We start from the raw sequence: 25,884 nt of genomic DNA on the forward strand, positions 1-25,884 counted from the left end.
TGCAACCACCTGCCGACGAGTCGCGTCCTCACCCCGACACGCCACACGGAAGACCACGCGGACGAACAGGAGGTGGACGATGAGCGCGACACTCGTCGACATGGGCGCGCACGACCGGCAGGCCGACAAGGACGCCGACTTCTCGGCGTACATGTCGGCTCGCCAGGCGGCGCTCTACCGGACCGCGTACCTCCTCGCCGGCGACCACGCCGGGGCCGAGGACCTCCTCCAAGTCGCGTTCGCCAAGCTCTACCTCTCCTGGGACCGGATCCGCGACCGGGAGGCGCTCGACGGCTACGTCCGGCGGATCATGGTCAACGAGAACAACTCGCTGTGGCGGCGGGCCTGGAAGCGCCGCGAGCACTCGACCGACACGATGCCCGAGACGGGCGCGGTCGACACGTACGACGACGGCATGGGTGGGGCGCTCTGGTCGTTCGTGCAGACCCTGCCACCCAAGCAACGCTCGGTCGTCGTGCTGCGCTACTACGAGCAGCTGAGCGAGGCCGAGATCGCCGACGTCCTCGGGATCTCCGTCGGCACCGTCAAGTCGCAGGCGAGCCGCGCGCTGGCCGCGCTGCGAGCCCGTGCCCCGCACTCCCTCAACCCCCACGCGTCCGGAGACGATGCACGATGAGCCCCACTCCCCTCGAGGACCAGGTGCACGACGCGCTGCACCACACCGCCGACCCGCTGCACCGCGCCCCGTTCACGGTCACCGACGTCCGCTCGCGCGCCCGGCGGATCCAGCGGCGTCGTACGGCGGTGGCCGGCGCCGCGGTCGCTGCCGTCCTGGCGATCGCCGTCCCGCTCGGCGCCAGCGTTGTCGGACCGTCCCCGCGCAGCGACGTCCCGCCGGCGACCGAGCCGCCCGCACCCCGGATCACCGGGACGGTCCGCATCGACCCGCTCACCGCACCGGTCGGCGCCGACCTCGCCGTCCCCCTCCTCAACGTCGACGACGAGACCCTGACCGTCGACGGCGAGACCGTCGACCTCCCCCGCCTGTACGACCAGCTGACGCCCTACATGGACGGCTGGCTCGGCATCACGTTCGTCGACCCGAAGGACGAGGGCGCCCTGGGGGTCGAGGTGCTCGGCCCCGACTTCGAGGTGATCGACGCCGTCGCGCCGTCGAGCCACCTGGCCGCGTCGGCGGACGGCACCCGGATCGCATACGCCTGGTACGACGGCGACCACTGGACCCTCGTCGAGCTCGACCGCGAGGGAGCGAGCGAGGAGCGCTGGACCGCGCTGCCTCCCGGGCCCGAGGACGCCCGCGTCCGCCCGGTCGGCTTCCTCCCCGGCGAGGCGCTCCTGGCGGCCACGACCGACCCGGTCACCGGACGCGAGTCGGCGCTCGTCGTCGGCCCCGACGGGACCACCTCGCCCCTCCCCGGCTCCCTGCGCGTGGGCTCGTCGTCGGAGGTGAGCGGGCTCTACTCCGTCCAGACGAGGTTCACCGGTGACGGCTCGTGCTGGCAGGTGCGTGACGCCGGCACGGGCGGCGCCGAGGTCTGGCGGACGTGCGACTACTCGCTGCTGGGCTTCAGCCCCGACGGGCGCTACGTGCTCGGCTTCACCGACTACCTCACCCCTGACGGTTCGCCGACGCTGGCGGTCCTCGACGCGGCGACCGGCGAGCGCCTGCTCGACTTCGAGCTGGTCGGCTCACGCACCGGCGTGGTCGGGATCAACCCCGAGGTCGCGTGGGAGGACGACGACACCTTCGTGGCCACGCTCGTGACCGGCAACCGTCAGTACGTCGTCCGCCTCGGCCTCGACGGCACGGTTCAGCGGGTCGGTGGCGAGGGGGTCGACACCCGGCCGGGAGACGTGGCGCTCGTGTTCTCCGCCCCGGGCGTCCTCCAGAGATGAGCAGCCGGGCCGGGAACGGTCAGGCCGGCGGGCTCGAGTAGCTCGCGATGACGGAGTCGAGCAGCTCCTGCTGCGTGGCTTCGGCGACCTTCTGGCCGAACGACACCTCCACCTTGACGACGTGGTTGCCGTCCCAGAGCGTGACGGAGTGGATGTCGTCGAACCGGTCGCGCGAGGTGTAGTAGCCGGCCCTGTTGCCCCCCATGACGACCGGTTCCTGGCGCTCGTAGTTGGGCGGCTTGTCGCCGGGGTTCCAGAAGTAGCGCTCGGCCTGCCGAGGGGTCAGGGAGTCCCCACCCAGGGACGCCACGCTCAGCATCAGCCCGCCGCTCTGGTGGTCGACGCGCCCGAGGGCGGTGTCGACGAAGACCGACGAGAAGGTCTGCTGCCAGCCCTTCGGCGCGTTGACCCGGAAGCCGCTGACCTCGAGCTCCGGTCCTGACGCCGGCTCGACCGTCGGCTCCGGGTCCTCGGTTGGGCTCTCGGTCTCCGTCTGCGTGTCCGTCGACGTGTCCGTCGGGTCGCCGGTGGTGGCGCTGGACGTCTCGGCACCGGAGGGCTCGTCCTCGCCGGCCGCCTCGTCGCTGCCGCACCCGCCGAGCACCAGCACCGCGGCCAGCGAGATCGCCCCCACCGCGGCTCCGCGCCCGCCCATCGTCGTACCCCCGAGTCGTCGTCGCACGCCCAGACCGTAGCGGACCCTGCAGCGCGCATCGCGTTTCGCATCGTTGCGACCGGGTCTGTGAAAATGGTGGCAACAAGTGGTTTCGCCGCGCGGGGCGGCGGGAATGGGGGACGCATGCTGACCGCTGCAGACGTAGGACTCGTGACGACCGTGTTGAAGGGCATCAACGCGGACGAGGACCTCATCGCCGAGATCGTGGCGCTGCTCAACAGCAACTCCGAGGGCCTGAACGGCACGTCGGTGACTGCTGTGGCGCCGGACTGGTTCGGCGGGTCGACGACCGGGCACCGCATCGGGGTCAACGCGCAGATGGCGCACCAGGAGGCCGAGCAGGAGTTCCAGAAGCTCGCCGACTCGCTGCGCGCCTACGGCGAGGCGATCCGTCTGTGGGCCGACGAGGTCCGCGACGTCGACGCCACCACCAACGCCGAGATGACCATGCGCGCCGCAGCACTGTCGCAGGTCAACACCACGCTCGACGACGCGCGCGACCAGTCCTCGAGCAGCACCATGGGCGACGGCCAGTACACCGAGCCCCCGGCCAACGAGGAAGGCTCCTGATGACCGACGGTCCCGAGCGCGCCCGGCTGCGCTCCTACCTCTCCGGCGCCAAGCACGAGGCCACCGACTCCGCCGGCCTGAACTGGCGCACGTGCGGCGAGATCCTGGACGAGACGGCAGCCGCCCTCCGCAAGGGCGCCACGAAGGTCCGTGAGGGCGACGGGAAGAAGGGCGGGCTGTCCGGCGTGACTGCTGACGCCGTCCTTGCCGCCTTCCAGGCGTCCGCCGAGTCGATGCAGGAGAAGGGCACCCGGCTCATCACGGCCGGCGACACCCTCCGCGACACGGCGCAGGTCATGAGCAAGGCCCAGGCTGCGGAGGCCAGCATGGCCGACCTGAACCAGCCCGCCGCCTACACCCCACCCACCTACGACCCGGGCTACACCCCGACGCCGGAGCAGATCCAGGCCGAGGGCAACAAGCGCCAGGCTGCCAACCAGGAGCGCGCGGCCTACAACACCGCCCGCGCCCAGCAGGAGGCCGCTGCCGCGCAGTGGACGCAGAAGCTCGACGCCGCCTTCCTCGGGGCGATCCCGCCGATGAAGGCGATCCACGGGCAGCCCGACCCGACCGAGCCGCCGCCGTCGGTGCCCACCAGCCCGAGCAGCCCGTCCCTGCCGCCGACCGGACCACGCACTCCCGGCACCCCCGGCACCCCCGAACCGACCGACCCGAGGGACCCGGACAAGGACCGCGACGACGACAAGGACGACGACAAGCCGGACAAGCCCGACAAGCCGGACCGGCCCGACCCCGTCGACCCGGACAAGCCGGACCCGGTCGACCCGGACAAGCCCGACCCGGTCCACCCGCAGCCGCCGCGCGACCCGATCACCGACCCGGGCCACCCGACCCACCACGTGCCGGGTGAGACCAGCACCGTGACGGGCTCGTCGCAGAACGGCGTCACCTACAACCCGACGGCGGGCCAGGCCCCGGCCGGCGCGAGCGCCGGGGGGTCGGTCGGCGGAGGCATGAACGCCGCCGCGATGGGCGCCGCAGGTGCCGCCGGCGGTGCCAGCGGCATGGCGGGTGGCATCCGGGCGGGCGCAGCGCCTGCGTCGGCAGGCAGCGCTCCCGCCCGCGCGATCGGCGCGACCGGGCGCAGCGCCAGCGCGGGTGCGCTCTCCCGAGCGGCCGGCGCTCCCGGTTCGGCTGCGGCTCGAGCCGGATCGGCCGGCAGCCCCGCCTCCCGCGGAGCAGCCGGATCGTCCGCCGCTCGTGGCGCCGGCTCCGCCGGCGCTCGTGGCGCCGGCTCGGCCGGTGGTCGTGGCGCCGGGTCGGCGGGTGGCCGCGGCTCGGCCTCCGGCTCCGGCTCACGGTCCGGTGGACGCGGGTCGAGCGGCGCCCGCGGCGCTGCAGGCAGCGCCAACGGACGCGGCGGCCGCAAGGGCGATCGCGACGAGGCCGCCCAGCGCGACAGCCTCGTCTACGAGCAGGACTGGCTCGGCGACGACGACGTCGCACCCGGAGTCCTCGACTGAGGTCCACCTCGTTCGAGTGTTCGTGATGCAGGTCCCCGCTCTCGGGCGGGGACCTTCGTCATCAGGCGACGACGGTCGTGATCGGCTGCGAGGAGTCGGCCGGCAGGTCGAGCAGCGACGGCGTACGGCCGCGGGCGACGAGCTCGGCCCCGAGGGCCGCGACCATGGCGCCGTTGTCCGTGCACAGGCCCGGACGCGGCACGCGCACCCGGATGCCCTGCGCCGCCGCACGCTCCTCGGCCATCGCGCGCAGCCGGCTGTTGGCGGCCACGCCACCGCCGATGAGGATGTCCTCGATCCCGCGGCTGGTGGCCGCGTCGATCGCCTTGCGGGTCAGCACGTCGCACACGGCCTCCTGGAAGGAGGCGGCGACGTCGGCGACGTCGATGGTCGCGCCCTCGCGCTGCTGGGTCTCGACCCACCGGGCCACGGCGGTCTTGAGGCCGGAGAACGAGAAGTCGAAGCGGTGCCGCTCGAGGTCGCGACGGCTCGTGAGACCGCGCGGGAAGTCGATCGCGACGCTGTTGCCGCTGCGCGCCTGCTTGTCGATGTGGGGCCCGCCGGGGAACGGCAACCCCAGCAGCCGGGCGACCTTGTCGAAGGCCTCCCCCGCCGCGTCGTCGATGGTCGAGCCCATCGGCTCGACCCCGACGGTGACGTCGGTGACCTCGAGCAGGCTGGAGTGGCCGCCGGAGACCAGCATGGCCAGACACGGCTCGGGCAGGGGTCCGTGCTCGAGCTGGTCGACCGCGACGTGGGCGGCGAGGTGGTTGACGCCGTAGATGGGCTTGCCGAGGCCGAGCGCCAGCGCCTTCGCGCTGGCCACGCCGACCAGCAGCGCACCGGCCAGGCCGGGACCGCTCGTGACGGCCACGGCGTCGATGTCGCTGAGCGCGACGCCGGCCGTCTCGGCGGCCCGCTCGATGGTGGGGACCATCGCCTCGAGGTGGGCGCGGCTGGCGACCTCGGGCACCACGCCGCCGAAGCGGGCGTGCTCCTCGACGCTGCTGGCGACCGTGTCGGCCAGGAGGGTGTGGCCGCGGACGATGCCGACCCCTGTCTCGTCGCAGGAAGTCTCGATCCCGAGGACCAGGGGCTCGTCAGTCATGGGCCGTCGCCGTGTGCTCGCGGGCGGCGCCGGGGAGCCAGCGGCACATCACCAGCGCCTCGGACCCGTCGCGGTAGTAGTGCGGCCGCACGTCGATGACGCTGAACTGCCGGGCCACGTAGAACCCGAGCGCGGACGCGTTGGTGACGCTCACCTCGAGCAGCATCCGCGACGCGCCCTCGGTGTCGACCAGGAGCTCGTCGAGCAGGCGGGAGGCGATGCCGGTGCGGCGCGCGTCGGGGCGGACGCCGATCCGCAGCAGGTCGACGATGTCGCCCGCGGTCATCGTCACGGCGTAGCCGGAGAGGTCGTCGGCCACGACGAACCGCCGCCCGAGGCCCTCGATCTCCTGGCGGATCAGGTCCTCGCTCCAGGCGTCGGGCCCGAACAGCTCCTGCTCGAGGGCACGGAGCGCCGGCAGGTCGGCGAGGGTGGCGGGACGGATCACGAGACGGGCTTTCTGGGTGCGCCGGCGACCGCGTCGGGGCGGCGCAGGTAGAGGGGCTCGGGGTCCAGCAATCCTACGAGCTCGGACACGACGCCCGCAGCCAGCCAGCCGGCGCTCGGGCGCGCAGGCGCGATCGCGCGAGGGAACGAGTCGGGGTAGAGCTCGGGACCGGCGCCCGCCACCGGCGCGTCGGTGGCGACCTCGGCGGGGCGGGTCACCACCGGGCCCTCGAGGCGCCGGCCGTCGGCGTCGTACGAGGCCAGGTAGACCTCCTTGCGCCGGGCGTCGGTGGCGACGAGGAAGCCGTCGTGGGCGGTCCCGGTCCCGACGACCTCCAGTGCGACGGCGTCGAGGGAGCAGACACCGTAGACCGGGATGTCGAGCACGAAGCCGAGGGTGCGTGCCGTCACGACCCCGACGCGGAGGCCGGTGAAGGGGCCGGGGCCGACCCCCACGGCGACGGCGGTGAGGTCCTGTCGTACGACGCCCGCCTCGTCCATGCAGCGCTCGATGAGCGGGGCGAGGTGCTCGCCGTGCTTCATCGGGACCTCGGAGGAGTGCTCGACCACGACACGCTCGCCGTCGTGGAGGGCGACGGAGACCAGCGGGGTCGCGGTGTCGAAGGCGAGGAGCACGGCGTCGAGGCTACTGTCCGACGATCCAGCGCAGCGAAACCCGGCGGGGATCGAGCTCGTCGCCGACGGGCGCGGCACCGACGGTCCGCTCGATCACGACCTCGAGGCGCGAGTCGGCCAGTCCCTCGGCCAGCCCGGCGCCCCACTCCACGACGGTCACGGCCGAGTCGAGCGACGCGTCGAGGTCGAGGTCGTCGAGCTCGTCCAGCCCGCCGAGGCGGTAGGCGTCGACGTGGACCAGGTCGGGCCCGTCGACCAGGGACGGGTGCACGCGGGCGATCACGAACGTCGGCGACGTGACGCCGCCGCGGACGCCGAGCCCCTCGCCGAGGCCTTGGGTGAAGGTGGTCTTGCCCGCGCCCAGCTCGCCGGTCAGCACCACGAGGTCGCCGGCGGCCAGACCGGCTCCGACGCGCTCACCGAGCTCGCGCATCGTCTCCGCATCAGGGGCGTCGAAGGTAGTGCCGAGCCACCGGGCGAGCTCGACGTAGGGGCTCGTCCCGCCGGTGACGACGAAGTCGTGGGCCTCCCAGAAGGCGACGGTGCCCGGCAGCTCCTCGCGGGCGACCACCCGCACCGCGGAGCGGCCCACGGCCACCTCGACCGCGGCCTCGACCAGCGCCGACGCCACTCCCCTGCCCTGCGCGGCGGGCGTCACGCCGAAGCGGCGCAGCACGAGCCCGTCGGGACCGGGGTCGAGGACGACGCAGCCCACGGGACGGTCGTCGAGCAGGGCCAGCAGGCCGCCCCGCCGGGCTAGGAGACGCCGGACGGAGTCGAGGTCCTCGCCGAGCGCGTCCGCCGGCGGGTCGAGGGCCGGACGCGCCCCGAAGGCCTCCTGCACGACCGCGAGGACGTCGGCGGCCGCCTCCGGGCCCACCCGGCGTACGGCGACGCTCACAGCAGGCCCTCCCCCTGGGCCAGCGAGATGAGGTCGTCGAGCTCGGCGGTGACCTGCTTGTGCTGCTCGAGCAGCACCATGTGACCGGCGCCCTCGCACTCCAGCAGGCTGGAACCCGGGATGCGGCTGTGCAGCTTGCGGCTGTGCCCGATGGAGGTGATCTTGTCCTCGGTGCCGCAGATGATCGACGTCGGCACCCGGCTCAGCGGCTCGAGGTGCTCGAAGTGGTCGAGGGTCGCGAAGGCGGGGTAGAAGTCCGCGACCACGGCGAACGGCGTCGCGTTGAGCATCGAGAAGACGAACTCGACGTACGAGGCGGGGACGGGGTCGGTGCCGAAGGCGTAGCGGTCGGTGACGACGTCGGCGACGGCGTGGCCCCAGGTGCGCGCGCGGTCGACGATCCTGTGGCCGCGGTCGAGGGTGCGCACGGCCCTGCCGAGGAAGCGGCCGCCGAGGCCGAGGGGCAGCATCGGGAACAGGATGCGGCCCGCGTCGAGACCCCCCGCCGTGGTCGAGATCAGGGCGGCCCCGACGACCTTGTCGCCGAAGAGGTCGGGATGCTGCTCGGCGAGCGAGATGACGCTCATCCCGCCCATCGAGTGGCCGACGACGACGCACCGTCCCGGGACGGTGTGCTCGATGACGCGGCGCAGGTCGTGGCCGAGCTGCTCGATCGTGCAGTGCTCCTCCTCGGAGCGGGCCGACCGCCCGTGGCTGCGCTGGTCGTAGAAGACCGTGCGCACCTGGCCGCGGTAGGCGGCGCGCTGGAAGTGCCAGGAGTCCAGGTTGAGCGAGTAGCCGTGCACGAAGACGACCGTCAGGTCGTCGTCGGTGGCGGGCTCGCCGCCGAAGTCCTCCGGCTCGTCGATCTCGACGTGGAGGTCGACCGCGTCGTCGGCGACGACCACCCGCGGCGGGCTGTGCAGCTCACCGAAGGCCACCTCCTCCCCGGCCGCGCGGTTGCCGATGATGCGGTTCTGGCGGGCGATGCCCACGGCTCCGGCGGCAGCCGCGAGACCGGCTGCGCCCACGACGGTGCCGAAGATGCGGCCCTTGATGCTCAACGGGTGGTCCTTCCGGTGTCCACTGCGTCTGATCCTGCGTCCGTGTCGACGTGCCTGCGGGTCAGCCGGCCGCCGACGCGGGTCACGATCTCGTAGCTGATCGTGTCGACGGCGTCCGCCCAGTCCTGGGCGGTGGGCTCGCCGAGGTCGCCCGGACCGAAGAGGACGACCTCGGTCCCGGCGGGCGGCAGCTCGCCGTGGAGCTCGACGACGAGCTGGTCCATGCACACGCGCCCGCGGATCGGACGTTGCGAGTCCTCGACCCACACGTGCGCGGTGTTGCCGGCGGCTCGCGGCACGCCCTCGCCGTAGCCGGCCGGCACGACACCGACGGTGGTGTCCTCGTCGGCGTGCCAGGTGTGCCCGTAGGAGACGCCCTCACCGGCGTGGACCACCTTGCTCATCACGAGGCGGGCGCGCACGGTCATGGCGGGACGGAGGCCGAGCCGCGGGGTGACGCCGGGCGCGGGGTCGAGGCCGTAGGTCGCGATGCCGCACCGGACCAGGTCGAAGTGGGACGAGGGGCGCAGGATCGTCGCGGCCGAGTTGGCGAGGTGGGTGACGTCCGGGTCGAGGCCGGCCGCGTCCGCCAGCGCGAGCGCCTCGCGGAAGGCCGCCTCCTGGGCGTCGTTGGCGGGGTGGGCGGGCTCGTCGCTCGCGGCGAAGTGCGACCAGATGCCGGTGACGGTGATCCGCCCCTTCCGCTCGAGGTCGCTGGCCGTCGCGAAGAGGTGCTGCCACTCCGACCGCGGCGCGCCGCCGCGCGAGAGGCCGGTGTCGACCTTGAGCTGCACCCGCGCGGGGCCGGCCGCCGCGACCTCCTCGAGCTCGGCGACCGAGTAGGCCGTCACCTCGACCCCGGCCGCCACCGCGGCCGCGAAGTCGTCCCCCGGTGCGCTGAGCCAGCACAGGAGGGGGCCGTGGTCACCGGCGGCGCGCAGCGCGAGCGCCTCGTCGATGGTCGCCACCCCGAGCCAGTCGGCGCCGGCGTCGCGGGCGGCGGCGGCCACCTCGACCATGCCGTGGCCGTAGCCGTCGGCCTTGACGACCGCCATCAGCTGCACGGGACCGTCGACGCTCACCAGGTCCTTGAGGATGCGGACGTTGTGCCGGACGGCGGCGAGGTCCACCACGATCTCGGCGCGATGCGGCACGGGATCGGTCATGGTCGCGATCATCCCAAACCCGCGAGCGTGTCGCGCACCAGCCGCGGGATCTGGACCGCGACCCGGCTCGCGGTCAGCGGTCCGCCGGCGGACGCGCTCGTCGCGGCGGCGCCGTGCACCCACGAGCCGACGGACGCGGCGTCGTACGGCTCGAGTCCTGCCGCGAGCAACGACCCGACCAGCCCGGAGAGGACGTCGCCGGCGCCGGCGGTGGCGAGCCACGGCACGCCGGTGGTGGTCACGCGGACGCGCCCGTCGGGGTGCGCGACGAGCGTGTGGTGCCCCTTGAGGAGCACCACGCAGCCGAAGCGGGTCGCCGCGGTGCGGGCGTGCTCCAGCGGCGCGGCCTCGACCTCCTCGCGGTCGACGTCGAGCATCGCGGCCAGCTCTCCGGCGTGCGGGGTGAGCACGCAGCCCGTCATCGTCCCGCCCACGTGCCGCAGGGCGTCGGCGTCGACCACCACTGGTACGTCGTCGGCGCGGGCCTCGGCGAGCATCGAGCCGGCGTCGTCACCGCCACCCGGGCCTACGACCCAGGCCTGGACCCGACCGTCGCCGACGACCTCGGGGTGCGTGCTGCGCACCGTGTCGGCGATCGCGCGGGGGCCGACGTAGCGGACCATGCCGACCAGGCCGCAGCTGGCGCCGGCGACGGCGAGCAGGGCGGCACCCGGGTAGGTGCCCGAGCCGGCGCGCACGCCGACGACGCCGCGGGTGTACTTCTGTGCGTCCAAGCCGGGCCGGGGCAGCAGGGCACGTACGTCGTCGGGCTGGAGCGCCTCGACGGCCGGCGGGCCGAGGTCAGTGGCGTCGAGGCCGAGGTCGACGAGGTGGACGGCACCGCTGGCGAGGCAGGCGGGGTCGACGAGGTGGGCGACCTTGTGGGTGCCGAAGGTGACGGTCAGGTCGGCGCGGACGTGCGGCCCGTCGAGTGTGCCGCCGTCGACGTCCACACCGGAGGGCACGTCGACCGCGACGACGGGCACCGCGGCGAAGCGCTCGAGCGCCGCCACCGCGCCGGGGCGGAGACCGGGCCGACCGCCGATGCCGACGATTCCGTCGACCAGCACGTCGGGGGCCGGGTCGAGCGCGTCGAGGTCGCGGGTCGCGCGGCCGCCAGAGGCCCGCAGGCCCGCGAGCCCCGCGTCGTGCACGCTGTCGGCCAGGAGGAGTGCCTCCACCGCGGCGCCCCGCGCCGCGAGCCGAGCTCCGGCCCAGAGCGCGTCGCCACCGTTGTCCCCGGGGCCCACCAGCAGCAGCACGCGCCGGCCGTAGCCACCGCCGAGCAGGTCGAGGACCGCCGCGGCCAGGCCCGCGGCGGCGCGCTGCATCAGTGCTCCGTCGGGCAGGCGTGCCATCGCGGCCGCCTCCGCACGGCGTACGTCGTCGACGAGGTGGGCGCGCAGCACGTCAGCTCCTCAGCTCTCCAGCACCACGACGGCCGAGGCGATCCCGGCGTCGTGGGACAGCGAGACGTGGACGTGGGCGACCCCCATGGCCTCGGCCCGGGCGGCGACGGTGCCGCGGATCTCGAAGCGCGGGCGCCCGGTCTCCTCCGAGACGATCTCGGCGTCGTGCCACGCCATCCCGACGGGAGCGCCGAGTGCCTTGGCGATCGCCTCCTTGGCCGCGAACCGCGCGGCCAGCGAGGCCGGTGGTCGCGACGCCTCGGCGTCGGTGAACAACCGGCCGCGCAGCGAGGGAGTGCGCTCGAGCGACTGCACGAAGCGGTCGATGTCGACCACGTCGATGCCCACGCCGATGACCGGCACCCGAGTCCCCTGCCTTACTCGACCGTGACGGACTTGGCGAGGTTGCGGGGCTGGTCGACGTCGTGGCCGAGCTGGGTGGCCAGCTCGCACGCGAACAGCTGCAGCGGCACCACGGCGACGAGCGGCTGGAGCAGCACCGGCACCTGGGGCAGCGTGATCAGCACGTCGGCGTACGGCGTGATCGTGGTGTCGCCCTCCTCCGCCAGGCAGAGCGTCCGGGCGCCGCGGGCCCGGACCTCCTGGATGCCGCTGATCATCTTGTCGTGCAGCTGGTCGCGGCCGCGGGGCGGCACCACGCACAGGATCGGCAGGCCCTCCTCGACGAGCGCGATCGGACCGTGCTTGAGCTCGCCCGCGGCGAAGCCCTCGGCGTGGAGGTAGGCGATCTCCTTGAGCTTGAGCGCCCCCTCGAGGGCCACCGGGTAGCCGGCGTGGCGACCGAGGAACAGCACCGAGCGGTTGTCGACGTGGTCGCGGGCCAGGGCGTAGACCTCCTCGGCCTTCGCGAGCACCGTCTCGATGTGGTCGGGCATCTCCTCGAGCTGGTCCATGACCTGGGCGATCTCGTCGCCGTACCGGGTGCCCTTGACCTGCGCGAGGTAGAGCGCGAGGAGGTAGCAGGCGACCAGCTGGGTGAGGAACCCCTTGGTCGACGCGACGCCGATCTCGGGGCCGGCGTGGGTGTAGATGACGCCGTCGGACTCGCGCGGGATCGTCGAGCCGTTGGTGTTGCAGATGGCGAGCACCTTCGAGCGCTGCACGCGCGCGTGGCGGATCGCCTGCAGGGTGTCGGCGGTCTCGCCGGACTGGCTGATGGCCACGACGAGCGTGGAGGCGGTGAGGATCGGGTCGCGGTAGCGGAACTCGCTGGCGAGCTCGACCTCGACGGGGATGCGGCACCAGTGCTCGATGGCGTACTTGGCGACCATGCCGGCGTAGAACGACGTACCGGCGGCGATGATGATGATCTTGTCGATGTCGCGCAGGTCCTGGTCGGACAGGCGCATCTCGTCGAGCTGGAGCAGCCCGTCGGTCCCGCGCCGGCCGAGGAGCGAGTCGGCGACCGCGCGCGGCTGCTCGAAGATCTCCTTGCGCATGAACCAGTCGTGGCCGTCCTTCTCGGCGGCCGACAGGTCCCAGTCGACGTGGTAGCGCGTGCCCTCGGCGGGCGTGCCGTCGAAGCCGGACACGCTCACGCCGTCACGGGTGATGGTGACGACCTGGTCCTGGCCGAGCTCCATCGCCTCGCGGGTGTGCTCGATGAACGCCGCGACGTCGGAGCCGAGGAAGTTCTCGCCCTCCCCGATGCCGACCACGAGGGGGCTGTTGCGGCGGGCCGCGACGACACGGTCGGGGTCCTGGGAGTCGACGGCGACGAGGGTGAAGGCGCCCTCGAGGCCGCGGCAGACGTTCTGCATGGCGACCGTCAGGTCGACGCCCGTCTCGAGCTGCTCCTCCAGCAGGTGGGCGGCCACCTCGGTGTCGGTGTCGGAGGCCATCTCGACGCCCTCGGACTCCAGGCGCTGGCGCAGCTCGGCGAAGTTCTCGATGATCCCGTTGTGGACCAGCGCGACGCGGCGCTCGCGCCCGAGGTGCGGGTGGGCGTTGCGGTCGGTCGGCGGGCCGTGGGTGGCCCAGCGGGTGTGGCCGATGCCGGTGGTGACCTGTGGGAGCGGGGAGTCGGCGATCGCCTTCTCGAGGTTGGCCAGCTTGCCGGCGCGCTTGTCGGACACGATCGTGCCGCCGTCGACGAGGGCGATCCCGGCCGAGTCGTAGCCCCGGTACTCCAGTCGCCTCAGGCCCTCGATCACGACGTCCTCAGCCGGCTTGGCCCCTACGTACCCGACGATTCCGCACATGGCCGGGGAGTCTATCGGCAGGCCGCTGCACGGCTGCGCCCCCGTGCGGTGCCACAATCGCACCCATGTCCGAGGTCGCACCGCCCTCCCCCGGCACGACCTCCGGCACCTCGTCGGGCAGCGAGACCTCTCCCTACGTCGAGCTCGAGCGGGCGGCGTGGGCGGAGCTGGCCGGCACCGCCGAGACGACGCTGACGCGCGAGGAGGTGGCCCGGCTCCGCGGCCTCGGCGACCAGCTCGACCTGCGCGAGATCGAGCAGGTCTACCTCCCGCTGTCGCGCCTGCTGAGCCTCTACGTCGCCGCCAACTCCCGGCTCCACCGCGAGCAGGAGGAGTTCCTGCACCGCGTCACCCCACCGCGTACGCCGTTCGTGATCGGGCTCGCGGGCTCGGTGGCGGTCGGCAAGTCGACGACCGCCCGCGTGCTGCAGCAGATGCTCGCCCACTGGCCCGAGCACCCCAACGTCGCGCTGGTCACGACCGACGGCTTCCTGCTGCCCAACGCCGAGCTCGAGCGCCGGGGCATCCTCCACCGCAAGGGCTTCCCGGAGTCCTACGACCGCCGGGCGCTGCTGAAGTTCGTCATCGACATCAAGTCCGGCCGCGACGAGGTCGAGGCGCCGATCTACTCCCACCTCGTCTACGACGTCCTGCCCGACGAGAAGGTCGTGGTGAAGCGCCCCGACATCGTCATCATCGAGGGCCTCAACGTCCTGCAGCCGGCGCGGGTGCGCGACGACGGTCGCACCGGCCTCGCGGTGAGCGACTTCTTCGACTTCTCCGTCTACGTCGACGCCGCGCTGACCGACATCAAGCGCTGGTACGTCGACCGCTTCCTCCGCCTCCGCGAGACCGCCTTCCGCGACCCGGCGTCCTACTTCCGCAAGTACGCCGCCCTCTCCCACGACGAGGCCGTCGACCAGGCCACCCGCATCTGGGACTCCATCAACGAGCCCAACCTCGTCCAGAACGTCGCCCCCACCCGCTCCCGCGCCAACCTCGTCCTCCGCAAGGACGCCGACCACTCCGTCCGCTACGTGCGGCTGCGCAAGCTCTGACCCGCCCGCACGTCATGGGCGATGGCGGCTGGGACGACCACTCGCCATGACGTCGTCCGATGACGTCATGGAGGCCGGCGGTGGGGACGACGGCTCGCCATGACGTACGTCGAGTGCGCTCAGGTCGCGGCCATCCACCCACCGCTGCGCAACCCCCGCTCGACCTGGTCGAAGAAGTCGTCGGCGGCGACCCGCAGCCCGAGGAGCGGAAGGCGCAGGACGGTGGACCTGCCGAGGCTGACCTCGTTCTGGCGCAGCGCGTCGGGGACGACCGACGTCGCCCAGGAGTGATGGATTCCCTCGATCTCGACCACCAGGTGGAAGTCGTCCCAGCTCACGTCGAGGTAGTAGCGCCCGTCCTTCCCCCGACGGATCCGCTGGCGGTCGGGCTCCGGGAGCCCGCGCCGGCGACACTCGCGGGCGAAGTCGAGCTCGCCCAAGGACCGCACGCCACCGAGCAGGTCGGTGACGACCGCGTGCATCAGCTCACGGCGCCGATCGCGTCGGACGGCGAGCAGTGCGCGGCCGACCTGCTCGGCGGTGGCCAGCCCTTGCTGGACCGGCATCGTCAACACGAGTGCGGCTTGCTTGTCACTCCTCGCCCACATCGCGGCACGCACCGCAGCCACAGGCACTCGCGTCCGGGGCACGCCGGTCGCGACGCGGTCGAGAGCAGACCAGCGTCGCGTCCGCCGGATGTCCAGCCCGGCCCCCGTCAGCGGCTTCACACCGCGAGGCACGGACACACGGAGGACCGACGACTGGTAGTTCGCGAGTCCGGACGCGACCAGGCTCGCCTCGCCGTCGAGCATCGCGCGGTCGCCGCCCTCGAAGACGGCGGCCCACTGGCGACCGAGGACGGAGACCGGCCCCGTGTGAAGGCACACGGAACGCGTCCACACCCGCTGCCAGCGCCGTGCCTTGACCTGGGCCCTCAGCTCGCCGCGGGTGAGGCCGGCTTCAAAGGCCTGAGCCCGTGACACGACGCCGCCCTGGCTGTCTGCCAGCGTCGACAGGCGCGCTCGGATGCGTTGCCGCTCCTGCGGACCGTGCCTTCTCGCGACTGGCTGCATGCCGTCAGCGTCGTCGTACGAACGCGAGCGGACGACGTGCGCGTCTCGAGCCTGTGGACAAGACCGACCACAGCAGTCCTGTGGAAGCCTCGTGGCTTCGCTCGCGACGGGGTGCCGCCGACGTACGACCGTGACGTCATGGCGTGACGTCATTCAGGCGACCAACCGCCATGACGCTGTCGTAGGACGTCATGGCAGACGGTCGCCAGAGCAACCGCTCGCCATGACGTCCTCCGCGTTCTCACGACGTCCGCTGGTCACAGCTTCTTCTGCAGCTCCAGCAGCGTCTCGATCGTGCGGTAGCCCAGCGCCTCGTTGACGGCGTTCATCCAGGTGTTGACCTCGGCGTTGGAGGTGTCGACGGTGACGAGGGCGGGCCAGCCGGCGACCACCAGGTCGTGGGTCGCGGTCTTCAGCACCAGCCCGAGCCGCCTGCCGCGGTGGGCGGGGTCGACGATCGTGATGCCGACCAGGCCGTGCTCCGGGTCGTTGTCGTCGACGCGCACGTCGGACACGCCGGCCACGGAGCCGTCCGGGGCGATCGCCATCGCCGTGAGCACGTGCCGGCCCACCGACACCTGCCGCTCCTCGGCCCCGCGGATGCGCTCCGGGGACCACTCGGAGTCCTCGAGGTCGAGCTCGCCGAGCGGCACCTCCGACAGCAGCAGGCCCAGCAGGCGCCCGAACGACGCCAGGTGCTCCTCGGGGCACACGGTGTCGAAGGTGATGACGCGGTAGCCGTCCGGGACCGGCGCCGACGCCGCGAGCGCGTCGCGGCGGGCGACGAAGTCGGCCAGGGCGAGCTCCTTCATCGACTCCCGGCTGGCCACGTCGTAGCCCATCGCCCGCGCGAACAGCTCGGGCCCGGTGCCGGACCCGCCGGGCGGGAGGTAGGCCTCGCTCTGCAACGTCGTACGCCGGTCGCCCGCCGCGATCACCTCGAGCTCCTCCACCAGCCGGCGACCGATTCCCTCGCGGGTGCGGTCGGGCCGGACGTACGCGAACACCATGGCGGTGTGCAGGTTCTCCTTCAGCGGGCGGACCACGAGCCCCGCCCCGACCATCTCGCGGCGGTCGATCGCAACCACCAGGGTGACGCCCCGCTCCGGGTTGGGGGTCGGCAGCGCGACCCAGCTCTGCTCCCACAGCGGCCACGGCCTGCCGGGACGGTCGGCGGTGGCGGCGTGCCCGACCTCCCACCAGGCGCGGAGCGCGGTCTGGTTGTGCGGGTTGAACTGCTCGATGTCGACGCCCACCCCCGTGACGCTAGTGGCCCGGCACCACGACCCGCACCGGGATAACAGGGTGCGTACGACGTCGCCGCTGCGGCAGGGTCGTGGCATGACGACCGACTCACCGCTGCGCACCCGGCTGCGCGCCGCCCTCCTGGAGGCCCGCCGGGCCAGGGACGCCGCGACCGTGTCGACCCTGCGGACCGCGCTCGCCGCGCTGGAGAACGCCGAGGCCGTGCCGACCGGCGCCCGCGCCGGTGCGCTGGAGGACTCACCCGTCGGCGCCGGGTCGGCCGAGGCCGAGCGTCGCGTGCTCAGCGACGCCGACGAGCTCGCGGTCCTCGACGCGGAGATCGCCTCGCTGGAGGAGGCCGGCCGGGCCTATGCCGGCTCGGTCCCCGAGCGGGCGGCCGCGGCCCGCGAGGCCGCACGCCGTCTCGACGCGCTGCGGGAGGCCTAGGAGCGAGCGGCTCGGCGTCGCCGCGCCGCCTCGATCCGCTCGGCCTCGCGCACGGCCGAGCGCGCCATCACGCGCCCCCGCCATCGCACGAGCGCTCCGATCACGAGGACGAAGGCGGGCATGCCGATCCCCAGCCAGAGCCAGGTCGACAGCGGCGACGAGGTCTCGACGGAGGAGCCGTCGGGTGAGACCCACAGCGTCCACGTGTCGCCGACCTCGCGCTGCGGGGGTCCCGACCGCCGCAGGGTCGCGGTCTGCACGCCCTCGCCCTCGGACCAGCGCAGGTCGTAGGACGTGAGCTCCTGGTCGAGGTCCCCCGATCGGTGGCCCTCGCGCACGGCGACGACCGTCGTCTCGCGCTCCTCGGTGCCGCCCAGCAGGTGGGTGCGCGTGCCGGGCATCAGGACCACCAGCACCACGGCGAGCACCAGGCCCATCCCGATCCCGAGGGCGACGTCGCCCGGCGACATCCACGGGGGGCGGTGCGGTGGCTCGTGCTCCTCGAAGCCCGGCCGTAGGTCGGTGGTCACGTGAGGGCCAGCTGACGTCGTACGACGTCGGCGAGCCGCGAGGCGACGCCCTGGGCCTCGTCCTCGGTGGGCGCCTCGACCATCACGCGCACGATCGGCTCGGTGCCCGACGGGCGGAGCAGGATGCGACCGCGCTCGCCCAGCACGGCCTCCTCCTCGGCGACGGCCGCGGCCAGCACGGCGTCCTCGTCGGCGCGCGACTTGTCGACGCCCGAGACGTTGAGCAGCACCTGCGGGAGCCGGGACATCACCGAGGCGAGGTCGACCAGCGACCGGCCGGTCGTCGCCATCCGCTCCATGACGTGGAGCGCTGTCAGGATGCCGTCGCCGGTGGTGGCATGGTCGCTGAGGATGACGTGGCCGGACTGCTCGCCGCCGAGGTTGTAGCCGGAGACCTTCATCGCCTCGAGGACGTAGCGGTCGCCGACCTTGGTCTGGCGCACGCCGACGCCGCCGGCGCGCATGGCCTGCACGAAGCCGAGGTTGCTCATCACGGTGGCGACGACGGTGTCCTTCGCCAGCCGCCCCTGCTCGAGCAGCGAGAGCGACAGGATCGCGAGGATCTGGTCGCCGTCGACGACGTTGCCCTCCGCGTCGACCGCCAGGCAGCGGTCGGCGTCGCCGTCGAGGGCGAAGCCGGCGTCGGCGCCGTGCTCGATGACGGCCTTCTGCAGGTCACCGAGGTGCGTCGAGCCGCAGTTGTCGTTGATGTTGATGCCGTCGGGGTCGGCGTGGATCGCGACCACGGTCGCACCGGCGTCCTCGAGCGCGCGCGGGCCGGCGGCGTGGGCGGCGCCCTCGGCGCAGTCGAGGACGACCTTCAGCCCCACGAGCGGGTGGCTGATCGTGCTCTCGAGGTGGGCGGCGTACTCCTCCACCGCGGTGTCGTACACCTGGACGCGGCCGACGGCGCCTCCGGTGGGTCGCTCCCACGGCTCGCCCATGCGGCGCTCGATGGCGATCTCGATCGCGTCGTCCAGCTTGTGGCCGCCCCGGGCGAGGAACTTGATGCCGTTGTCGGGCATCGGGTTGTGGGACGCCGACAGCATCACGCCGAGGTCGGCGTCGAGCTTGTCGGTCATGTAGGCCACCCCGGGCGTCGGCAGCACACCAAGGAGGAGCACGTCGACACCGGCCGAGGCGAGGCCGGCGACGACCGCGCCCTCGAGGAACTGCCCGGAGATGCGGGTGTCCCGGCCGACCACCGCGAGGGGGCGGTGGCCCTCGAACTCGCCGCGGTCGGCGAGGACGTGAGCGGCGCACACCGAGAGCTCGAGGGCGAGCTCGGCGGTGAGGTCGGCGTTGGCCAGGCCGCGCACGCCGTCGGTTCCGAAGAGTCGCGTCATGGCCCGGGAGCCTACGGGTCGGGCGCGTCCGGCGCAGAAATGAGGGCGGACGCGCGACCCGACATGCGACGAGGCCCGCACCGTCGGACGACGGTGCGGGCCTCGAGGTGCAGGCGGGGTCAGCGCTTGCTGAACTGCGAGGCCTTGCGGGCCTTCTTGAGACCGGCCTTCTTGCGCTCCACGACGCGGGCGTCGCGGGTGAGCAGACCGGCCTTCTTCAGCGCCGGGCGGTTGGCCTCGACGTCGACGGCGTTGAGCGCGCGGGCCACGCCGAGGCGCAGGGCGCCGGCCTGGCCGGCGATGCCGCCGCCGTGGATGCGGGCGATCACGTCGAAGCGGCCCTCGAGCTGCAGCTCGACGAACGGCTCGTTGGCGATCTGCTGGTGCAGCTTGTTCGGGAAGTAGCTGTCCATCGAACGACCGTTGATGGTCCACTCGCCGGTGCCCGGGACGATCCGGACGCGGGCGACGGCCTCCTTGCGGCGGCCGGTGGCGCCGGCGGGCGCGATGGTGGCCGGGCGGGCCGGGGTGTCGGCCGAGGCGTCGCTCTCGGAGGTGTAGGCCACGCCGTCGGCGCCGGTCTCGAAGGTCTCCTCGACCTCGGTGGTGTTCTCAGTCATGTGTGCGTCCTCAGTCGTCACTGGGAGATCTGGGAGATCTCGAACGGGATGGCCTTCTGGGCCGCGTGCGGGTGGTCGGGGCCGGCGTAGACCTTGAGCTTCTTCAGCATCTGGCGACCGAGCTTGTTCTTCGGGAGCATGCCCCACACGGCCTTCTCGATGGCCTTGCGGGCGTCCTTCTCGAGGAGCTCACCGAACGGGGTGGCCGAGAGGCCGCCCGGGTAGCCGGAGTGGCGGTAGGCCATCTTGGTGGTCTTCTTGGTCCCCGACAGCGACACCTGGGAGGCGTTCACGATGATCACGAAGTCGCCCATGTCCATGTGAGGAGCGAAGGTCGGCTTGTGCTTGCCGCGGAGGAGGTTGGCGGTCTGGACGGCGAGGCGGCCCAGGACCACGTCGGTGGCGTCGATGACGAGCCACTCACGCTGGATGTCAGCGGGCTTGGGGCTGTACGTGCGCACGGCGGTATCCCGTTCTGGTTCGTTGGTCCCGGCCCCCGGACGAGGGCCGGCTGGTGCTGCTGCGGCTTCTGACGAACACGGCCCGGTTCGCTCCCCGGCTCCGCTCGGCGGAGACTGGGGATGACGTCCGGATCTGCACCCACCCCCGGAGAGGGTGGACGCGGCAGGAGTCGCGACCAGCAAGGTTACGGCGCGCCGAGCGGGAGGGTCAAAACGGCGGGGCGCCACAATGGGCGGGTGCGCAACGGCGGCGTGTCCTTCTGGTGGCAGCAGGTCGGGATCCCCTCCCCCTCCGACGTCCTCGAGGGTGACACGACCTGCGACATCGCGATCGTCGGGGGTGGCCTCACCGGCCTCTGGACGGCGTACTACCTGCACGAGGCCGACCCCACCCTCGACGTCCGGGTGCTCGAGGCCGAGTTCGCCGGCTTCGGCGCCTCGGGGCGCAACGGCGGCTGGCTGTCCAGCGAGCTCGCCGGCTCGGAGCGGACGTACGCCGCCGTGGCCGGCGTCGAGGGCGTCCAGCGGCTGCGAGACGCCCTGCGCGCGACGGTCGACGAGGTCATCGGGGTGACCGCCCGCGAGGGTGTGGAGGCCGACATCGTGCGCAGCGGCGTCCTGACCGTCGCCCGCTCGGAGGCGCAGCGGCAGCGACTCGGCGGCGAGCTCACCGCAGCGCAGGTGGCCGACCGCATCCAGGTGGCCGGCGCCGTGTCCGGCCACCTCGACCCCGACTGCGCCCGCGTGCACCCGGCCAAGCTCGTGGGCGGCGTCGCACGCGTCGTGCGGGAGCGGGGCGTACGCATCCACGAGGGCACCCGCGTCACCGCGATCTCCCCGGGCACGGTGGAGACCGACCGCGGGACGGTGCGGTCCCCAGTGGTGCTGCGTTGCCTGGAGGGCTTCACCGCCGGGCTCACCGGCCACCGCCGTGACTGGCTGCCGATGAACTCCGCGATCGTCGTGACCGCGCCGCTCACTGACGCGCAGTGGCGGGTGATCGGGTGGGACGGTCAGGAGCTGCTCGGCGACGAGGCGCACGCCTACTGCTACGCCCAGCGCACCGCCGACGGTCGCATCGCGATGGGCGGCCGGGGCGTCCCCTATCGCTTCGGCTCGCGCACCGACGTCGACGGACGCACCCAGGACCGCACCGTCGAGCAGCTGCGCGCCACCCTGACGAGCCTGTTCCCGTCGCTTTCGGGCGTCCGGCTCGACCACGCCTGGTGCGGCGTGCTGGGCGTCCCGCGCGACTGGAGCGCCAGCGTGTCGTACGACCCGGCGACCGGCCTAGGCCACGCCGGCGGCTACGTCGGCTCGGGCCTCACCGCGACCAACCTCGCCGGCCGCACGCTGCGCGACCTCGTGCTCGGGCAGGACACCGACCTGACCCGCCTGCCGTGGACCGGGCACCGGGTCCGGAGGTGGGAGCCGGAGCCGCTGAGGTGGGCCGGCGTGCACGCGCTGTACCGGCTCTACCGCGCGGCCGACCGGCGCGAGGACGCGGGCCTCCCACGCACCAGCCGCGTCGCCCGGCTGGCGAACCGGGTGGCGGGCCGCTGATTCCGTGGTCCGGATCTCAGGGCTGGACACCTGATTCGCGGTCCTCGCGGACACCGGACTAGGTTGAGGGGACCCCACAGACACGTACATAGACGTATGAACAGGAGCCGACGTGACCGACGTTGCGGCCAAGGATTCCCTGACTGTCACCGACAACCGGACCGGTCAGACGTACGACATCGCGATCACCGACAACACGATCGCAGCCAAGGACCTCGGGCAGATCCGCCTCGATGACGAGCAGCCCGGCCTCGCGACCTACGACCCCGGGTTCGTCAACACCGCCTCGTGCCGCTCGTCGGTGACCTACATCGACGGCGACAAGGGCATCCTGGAGTACCGCGGGTACCCCATCGAGCAGCTCGCGGAGAAGTCCAACTTCCTCGAGGTGGCCTACCTGCTCGTCCACGGCGAGCTGCCCACCAAGGAGCAGTACGACGCGTGGGTGCACGAGATCACCTACCACACGTTCGTGCACGAGAACGTGAAGTCGTTCATGCAGGGCTTCCGCTACGACGCCCACCCGATGGGCATGCTGATGGCCTCCGTCGGCGCCCTGTCGACGTTCTACCCCGACGCCCGCAACATCAGCGACGCCGACAACCGGCACATGCAGATCGTGCGCATGATCGCGAAGATGCCGACCCTCGGCGCCTGGTCGTTCCGCCACGCCCAGGGCAAGCCCTACGTCTACCCGGACAACGACCTGGGCTACACCGCCAACTTCCTCTCCATGCTCTTCAAGATGAGCGAGTCGAAGTTCGAGGCCGACGAGCGCCTCGTCAAGGCCCTCGACGTGCTGTTCATCCTGCACGCCGACCACGAGCAGAACTGCTCGACCAACGCGGTCCGCTCCGTCGGCTCCTCGCAGGTCGACCCCTACTCGGCCGTCTCCGCCGGCATCGGCGCCCTCTACGGCCCGCTGCACGGTGGTGCCAACGAGGCGGTCCTGCGGATGCTCAAGCGCATCGGCAGCAAGGAGAACATCCCCGCCTTCATCGACGGCGTGAAGGACGGCAACGAGCGCCTGATGGGCTTCGGCCACCGGGTCTACAAGAACTACGACCCGCGCGCCAAGATCATCAAGAAGTCCGCCGAGGACGTCTTCGAGGTCACCGGCACCAACCCGCTGCTCGACATCGCGCTCGAGCTGGAGAAGATCGCGCTCGAGGACGAGTACTTCGTCAAGCGCAAGCTCTACCCCAACGTGGACTTCTACTCGGGCCTGATCTACGAGGCCTTCCAGTTCCCGCCGGAGATGTTCACCGTGCTGTTCGCCATCGGCCGCACCCCGGGCTGGCTGGCGCAGTGGTCGGAGCTGGTGCAGGACAAGGACCAGAAGATCGCCCGCCCGAAGCAGATCTACACCGGCGACCGCGAGCTCACGTTCACCGCGGCGTCCGAGCGCTGGGCGTAAGCACCAGACGTACGACGAACGCCCCCGGCCGCACGGCCGGGGGCGTTCGTGCATCCGGAACCCGATCCACCCCTCCGATCGTGCACCCCGGGCCGCGGCGGTCACTACACTCCCGAGCACACTCGGGGTCGGCGGGCACGGCAGGGGTCACGGAGGCGACGTGGGGGCACGTGGGGACAGCACGCTCGGATCGGTGCTGCGCGGGCTGCGGGAGGGTGCCGGCCTCTCGCAGGAGGAGCTCGCCGAGCGCGCAGGGCTGAGCCCGCACGCCATCAGCGCGCTCGAGCGCGGCACGCGCACCCGGCCCTACCCGCACACGCTGCGCTCCCTCGCGGCGGCGCTGGACCTCGACGAGGACCAGCGGGCCGCGCTGCTGGCCGCGGTGCCGTCGCGGTCGCCCCGCGCGACCGCCCCCGCCGCGGCAGCTGACGGCGTCCCCGGCCGGAGGGACCTGCCGGTCCCGGCCACGCCGCTCATCGGACGCGACGACGACGTCGCCCGGGTGGTCGACCTCCTGCGCACGAGCCGCCTGGTCACCCTCAGCGGCCCCGGCGGCGTGGGCAAGACCCGCCTCTCCCTGGCGGTGGCGTCGGCGGTCCGCGACCGCTACACCGACGGCGTACGACTGGTCGAGCTCGCGCCCCTGCTCGAGCCGGCCCAGGTGCTCCCGGCGGTCGCCGACGCCGTGGACGCCACCCGCGACCCGACCCGGACGGTGACCGACGACATCGTCGACCGGCTGCGCGGCCAGCACCTGCTCCTGGTGCTCGACAACGTCGAGCACCTCCTCGACGCCGCGCCCGACGTCGCCGCGGTCGTGGCGGCCGTGCCGGACCTGTCCGTGCTCGCGACCAGCCGGGCGCCGCTGCGGGTGCGCGGCGAGACCGAGTACGCCGTCGAGCCGCTCGAGGTGGACGACCGTCCGGACGGGACGCCCTCCCCCGCGGCGCGGCTCCTGCTCGACCGGGCGCAGCGGGTGAACCCGGGATGGGGCGACGACCCGGCAGACGCCGGAGCGGTGGGCGCGACCTGCGAACGCCTCGCCGGGCTGCCCCTCGCCCTCGAGCTCGCTGCCGCCCGGGCACGGCTGCTCGATCCCGGCTCGCTGCTGGAGCGCCTCGACACGGCGCTGCAGGCCGGCCCCCGGGACCTGCCGCCCCGCCAGCGGACGATGCGCGCGACCCTCGACTGGAGCCAGGGCCTGCTCGACGCACCGGCGCGCCGGCTCCTGCGTCTCATGGGCGTCTTCGCCGGCGGCACCACCCTGGCCGACCTCGAGGCGATCGCGGCACGGGTGGGCATCGCCGAGGACGAGGTCGTCACCAGCCTCGAGGAGCTGGTCGAGCACTCCCTGGTCCTCGCCGAGGGCTCGGGTCGGCTGCGGATGCTCGAGCCCGTCGCCCAGTACGCCCGCGACCTCCTGCGCGAGGCGGGCGAGTGGGACGACGCCACACGTGCCCACGCCGCGCACTACCTCGAGGTCGCGACCGCCAACAGCTCCAGCTACCGCGACGGCGGCCAGGTCAGCGCCCTGGCGCGGATCGACCTCGAGCACGCCAACCTCGGCGCTGCTGCCGAGCGCTCGCTCGCCGAGGGTGACGCCGACACCCCCGCCCGTCTGGCGTGGGAGCTGTGGCTCTACTGGTGGCTGCGCGGCCACACCGAGCACGGGAGGCGCTTCGCCGAGAGCGCGCTCGAGCACGCCGACCGGCTGGAGCCGCCGGTGCACGGGCGTGCGGCACTCGCAGCCGCGTCGATGTCGTTCGCGATGGACGACGTCGTCGCCGCGGCCAGGTGGTGGGCCGTCGCCCGCGAGCACGCCGGGGACGAGCCCGACATCCTGTCCAACTCCGTCGCAGGCGCCGGCCTCGTCGCCCTCGTCGAGGGCGACCTCGACACGGCGAAGCGCTGCTTCGAGGCGGCGATCGTCCATGCCGAGGCCGGCGGGCCCTCGATCGAGTGGACCTGGGCGCTCTGCCACATCTGGATCGGCACCGTCGCCCTGCTGCGAGGAGATCCCGACGAGGCAGTGCGGAAGATCGCCCAGGGCCTCGCCTCCGCACGTCGTCGCGACGACCGGCTCACCTCCTACATCGCGCTCTACAACCTCTTCCAGGTCGAGCTCGCGCGCGGCGACCACGCCGCCGCGAGGAGCCACCTCGAGGAGGGCACGCGCCTGTCGCTCGAGACCGGCGACCAGGCCAACCTCGCCTACCTCCTCGACGCCGGGGCAGTGCTCGCCGCAGCCTCCGACCGGCACGCGCGCGTGCCGCTGCTGCTCGGCGCCGCCCAGGCGATCCGCGAGGCGCAGGGCGCCCAGGGCTACGGCTACTACCGCCCCGACCCGGCCGCCATCACCGCGGCGGCCGACGACGCGAGGACCCACCTCGGCCCCGACCGCTACGACGACGCCCTCGACACCGGCCGCGGGTTCACCGGCCTCCAGGCCGCCGCCATGCTGCGCGACCCGGGACCTCCCGCCGACTGACCCGCCGACTGACTAAGCCGCACCTCGTACACCCCTCGTACACCTGCGGCTGTCGGTGGTCGCCGACGTCGTACG

Annotated in this window: 25 protein-coding genes; 9 read left to right on the plus strand and 16 right to left on the minus strand. The window is 73.0% G+C overall.

What is annotated here, in order from left to right; all coding sequences use genetic code 11:
• Positions 1–79 precede the first annotated feature (79 nt).
• Both AC3A3L_RS03440 and AC3A3L_RS03445 read left to right on the plus strand, forming a co-directional pair.
• Positions 80–637 (plus strand): SigE family RNA polymerase sigma factor, encoded by a 558-nt coding sequence (locus AC3A3L_RS03440; RefSeq protein ID WP_487638639.1) that lies wholly within the window; start codon positions 80–82, stop codon positions 635–637.
• Entirely contained in the window at positions 634–1,878 is a 1,245-nt protein-coding gene (locus tag AC3A3L_RS03445; RefSeq protein WP_487638640.1) for a hypothetical protein, read from the plus strand. Before AC3A3L_RS03440 ends, AC3A3L_RS03445 begins: the two co-directional genes overlap by 4 nt.
• Positions 1,879–1,897: 19 nt before the next feature.
• Here AC3A3L_RS03445 and AC3A3L_RS03450 read toward each other — a convergent pair whose 3' ends face one another.
• A complete protein-coding gene (locus tag AC3A3L_RS03450; RefSeq protein WP_487638641.1) occupies positions 1,898–2,560 on the minus strand; it encodes a hypothetical protein in 663 nt (220 codons plus the stop codon).
• A gap of 117 nt (positions 2,561–2,677) precedes the next feature.
• Here AC3A3L_RS03450 and AC3A3L_RS03455 point away from each other — a divergent pair, with 117 nt between their 5' ends.
• Together AC3A3L_RS03455 and AC3A3L_RS03460 are read left to right on the plus strand one after the other, a co-directional pair.
• The gene (locus tag AC3A3L_RS03455) at positions 2,678–3,124 is read left to right on the plus strand and encodes a hypothetical protein (protein ID WP_487638642.1); all 447 of its coding nucleotides are present in this window, start codon (positions 2,678–2,680) and stop codon (positions 3,122–3,124) included.
• On the plus strand, positions 3,124–4,608 hold the full coding sequence (locus AC3A3L_RS03460) for a hypothetical protein (protein ID WP_487638643.1): 1,485 nt from the start codon (positions 3,124–3,126) through the stop codon (positions 4,606–4,608). Before AC3A3L_RS03455 ends, AC3A3L_RS03460 begins: the two co-directional genes overlap by 1 nt.
• Positions 4,609–4,669: 61 nt before the next feature.
• On the opposite strand, the gene tsaD is transcribed toward AC3A3L_RS03460, so the two are convergent.
• From tsaD to glmS, 9 genes are read right to left on the minus strand one after another with little or no spacing between them, the layout of a single operon-like run.
• A complete protein-coding gene (tsaD, locus tag AC3A3L_RS03465) occupies positions 4,670–5,716 on the minus strand; it encodes a tRNA (adenosine(37)-N6)-threonylcarbamoyltransferase complex transferase subunit TsaD (RefSeq protein WP_487638644.1) in 1,047 nt (348 codons plus the stop codon).
• A complete protein-coding gene (locus AC3A3L_RS03470; protein WP_487638645.1) occupies positions 5,709–6,164 on the minus strand; it encodes a GNAT family N-acetyltransferase in 456 nt (151 codons plus the stop codon). Before AC3A3L_RS03470 ends, tsaD begins: the two co-directional genes overlap by 8 nt.
• Positions 6,161–6,799 (minus strand): tRNA (adenosine(37)-N6)-threonylcarbamoyltransferase complex dimerization subunit type 1 TsaB, encoded by a 639-nt coding sequence (gene tsaB, locus AC3A3L_RS03475; protein ID WP_487638646.1) that lies wholly within the window; start codon positions 6,797–6,799, stop codon positions 6,161–6,163. Before tsaB ends, AC3A3L_RS03470 begins: the two co-directional genes overlap by 4 nt.
• Before the next feature lie 10 nt (positions 6,800–6,809).
• A complete protein-coding gene (tsaE, locus tag AC3A3L_RS03480; RefSeq protein ID WP_487638647.1) occupies positions 6,810–7,700 on the minus strand; it encodes a tRNA (adenosine(37)-N6)-threonylcarbamoyltransferase complex ATPase subunit type 1 TsaE in 891 nt (296 codons plus the stop codon).
• Positions 7,697–8,764 carry an alpha/beta fold hydrolase gene (locus AC3A3L_RS03485; protein WP_487638648.1) on the minus strand — a complete coding sequence of 356 codons (1,068 nt, stop codon included), beginning with the start codon at positions 8,762–8,764 and terminating at the stop codon, positions 7,697–7,699. Before AC3A3L_RS03485 ends, tsaE begins: the two co-directional genes overlap by 4 nt.
• Positions 8,761–9,930, minus strand: coding sequence for an alanine racemase (gene alr, locus AC3A3L_RS03490; RefSeq protein WP_487638649.1), 1,170 nt, complete (start codon positions 9,928–9,930; stop codon positions 8,761–8,763). Before alr ends, AC3A3L_RS03485 begins: the two co-directional genes overlap by 4 nt.
• Before the next feature lie 8 nt (positions 9,931–9,938).
• Positions 9,939–11,339 carry an NAD(P)H-hydrate dehydratase gene (locus AC3A3L_RS03495; protein ID WP_487638650.1) on the minus strand — a complete coding sequence of 467 codons (1,401 nt, stop codon included), beginning with the start codon at positions 11,337–11,339 and terminating at the stop codon, positions 9,939–9,941.
• 9 nt (positions 11,340–11,348) lie between these two features.
• Positions 11,349–11,702, minus strand: a complete 354-nt coding sequence (locus tag AC3A3L_RS03500; protein ID WP_487638651.1) for a holo-ACP synthase — start codon at positions 11,700–11,702, stop codon at positions 11,349–11,351.
• Positions 11,703–11,716: 14 nt separating this feature from the next.
• Positions 11,717–13,561: a glutamine--fructose-6-phosphate transaminase (isomerizing) gene (gene glmS, locus AC3A3L_RS03505; RefSeq protein ID WP_487638652.1), complete on the minus strand. Its 1,845-nt coding sequence runs from the start codon at positions 13,559–13,561 to the stop codon at positions 11,717–11,719.
• A 65-nt stretch (positions 13,562–13,626) separates the two neighbouring features.
• Here glmS and coaA point away from each other — a divergent pair, with 65 nt between their 5' ends.
• Complete coding sequence (gene coaA, locus AC3A3L_RS03510; RefSeq protein WP_487638653.1) at positions 13,627–14,619, plus strand: type I pantothenate kinase; 993 nt, start codon at positions 13,627–13,629, stop codon at positions 14,617–14,619.
• 119 nt (positions 14,620–14,738) lie between these two features.
• Here the strand turns inward: coaA and AC3A3L_RS03515 are convergent, their stop codons facing one another.
• Positions 14,739–15,506: a hypothetical protein gene (locus tag AC3A3L_RS03515; protein ID WP_487638654.1), complete on the minus strand. Its 768-nt coding sequence runs from the start codon at positions 15,504–15,506 to the stop codon at positions 14,739–14,741.
• A gap of 443 nt (positions 15,507–15,949) precedes the next feature.
• Positions 15,950–16,948 carry a GNAT family N-acetyltransferase gene (locus AC3A3L_RS03520; protein WP_487638655.1) on the minus strand — a complete coding sequence of 333 codons (999 nt, stop codon included), beginning with the start codon at positions 16,946–16,948 and terminating at the stop codon, positions 15,950–15,952.
• Between the two features lie 85 nt (positions 16,949–17,033).
• Between AC3A3L_RS03520 and AC3A3L_RS03525 the strand changes: the two genes are divergently transcribed.
• Positions 17,034–17,384: a GatB/YqeY domain-containing protein gene (locus tag AC3A3L_RS03525; RefSeq protein ID WP_487638656.1), complete on the plus strand. Its 351-nt coding sequence runs from the start codon at positions 17,034–17,036 to the stop codon at positions 17,382–17,384.
• On the opposite strand, the gene AC3A3L_RS03530 is transcribed toward AC3A3L_RS03525, so the two are convergent.
• The 4 genes from AC3A3L_RS03530 to rplM all read right to left on the minus strand — a co-directional run bounded on the left by AC3A3L_RS03530 (position 17,381) and on the right by rplM (position 20,341).
• Positions 17,381–17,914: a hypothetical protein gene (locus AC3A3L_RS03530; protein WP_487638657.1), complete on the minus strand. Its 534-nt coding sequence runs from the start codon at positions 17,912–17,914 to the stop codon at positions 17,381–17,383. The genes AC3A3L_RS03525 and AC3A3L_RS03530 overlap by 4 nt on opposite strands.
• Complete coding sequence (gene glmM / locus AC3A3L_RS03535) at positions 17,911–19,260, minus strand: phosphoglucosamine mutase (RefSeq protein WP_487638658.1); 1,350 nt, start codon at positions 19,258–19,260, stop codon at positions 17,911–17,913. The genes AC3A3L_RS03530 and glmM overlap by 4 nt, the downstream gene beginning before the upstream one ends.
• A 119-nt stretch (positions 19,261–19,379) precedes the next feature.
• Positions 19,380–19,880 carry a 30S ribosomal protein S9 gene (gene rpsI, locus AC3A3L_RS03540; protein WP_268109967.1) on the minus strand — a complete coding sequence of 167 codons (501 nt, stop codon included), beginning with the start codon at positions 19,878–19,880 and terminating at the stop codon, positions 19,380–19,382.
• Positions 19,881–19,897: 17 nt separating this feature from the next.
• Complete coding sequence (gene rplM / locus AC3A3L_RS03545) at positions 19,898–20,341, minus strand: 50S ribosomal protein L13 (RefSeq protein WP_172258237.1); 444 nt, start codon at positions 20,339–20,341, stop codon at positions 19,898–19,900.
• A gap of 237 nt (positions 20,342–20,578) precedes the next feature.
• On the opposite strand from rplM, the gene AC3A3L_RS03550 reads away from it, so the two are divergent.
• From AC3A3L_RS03550 to AC3A3L_RS03560, 3 genes are all read left to right on the plus strand, one after another.
• Positions 20,579–21,904, plus strand: coding sequence for an NAD(P)/FAD-dependent oxidoreductase (locus tag AC3A3L_RS03550; RefSeq protein WP_487638659.1), 1,326 nt, complete (start codon positions 20,579–20,581; stop codon positions 21,902–21,904).
• A gap of 112 nt (positions 21,905–22,016) precedes the next feature.
• The gene (locus AC3A3L_RS03555; protein WP_487638660.1) at positions 22,017–23,321 is read left to right on the plus strand and encodes a citrate synthase; all 1,305 of its coding nucleotides are present in this window, start codon (positions 22,017–22,019) and stop codon (positions 23,319–23,321) included.
• 160 nt (positions 23,322–23,481) lie between these two features.
• On the plus strand, positions 23,482–25,809 hold the full coding sequence (locus AC3A3L_RS03560) for an ATP-binding protein (RefSeq protein ID WP_487638661.1): 2,328 nt from the start codon (positions 23,482–23,484) through the stop codon (positions 25,807–25,809).
• The last annotated feature ends 75 nt before the right edge of the window (positions 25,810–25,884 follow it).

Source organism: Nocardioides sp. Soil_C_8 (assembly GCF_057656315.1).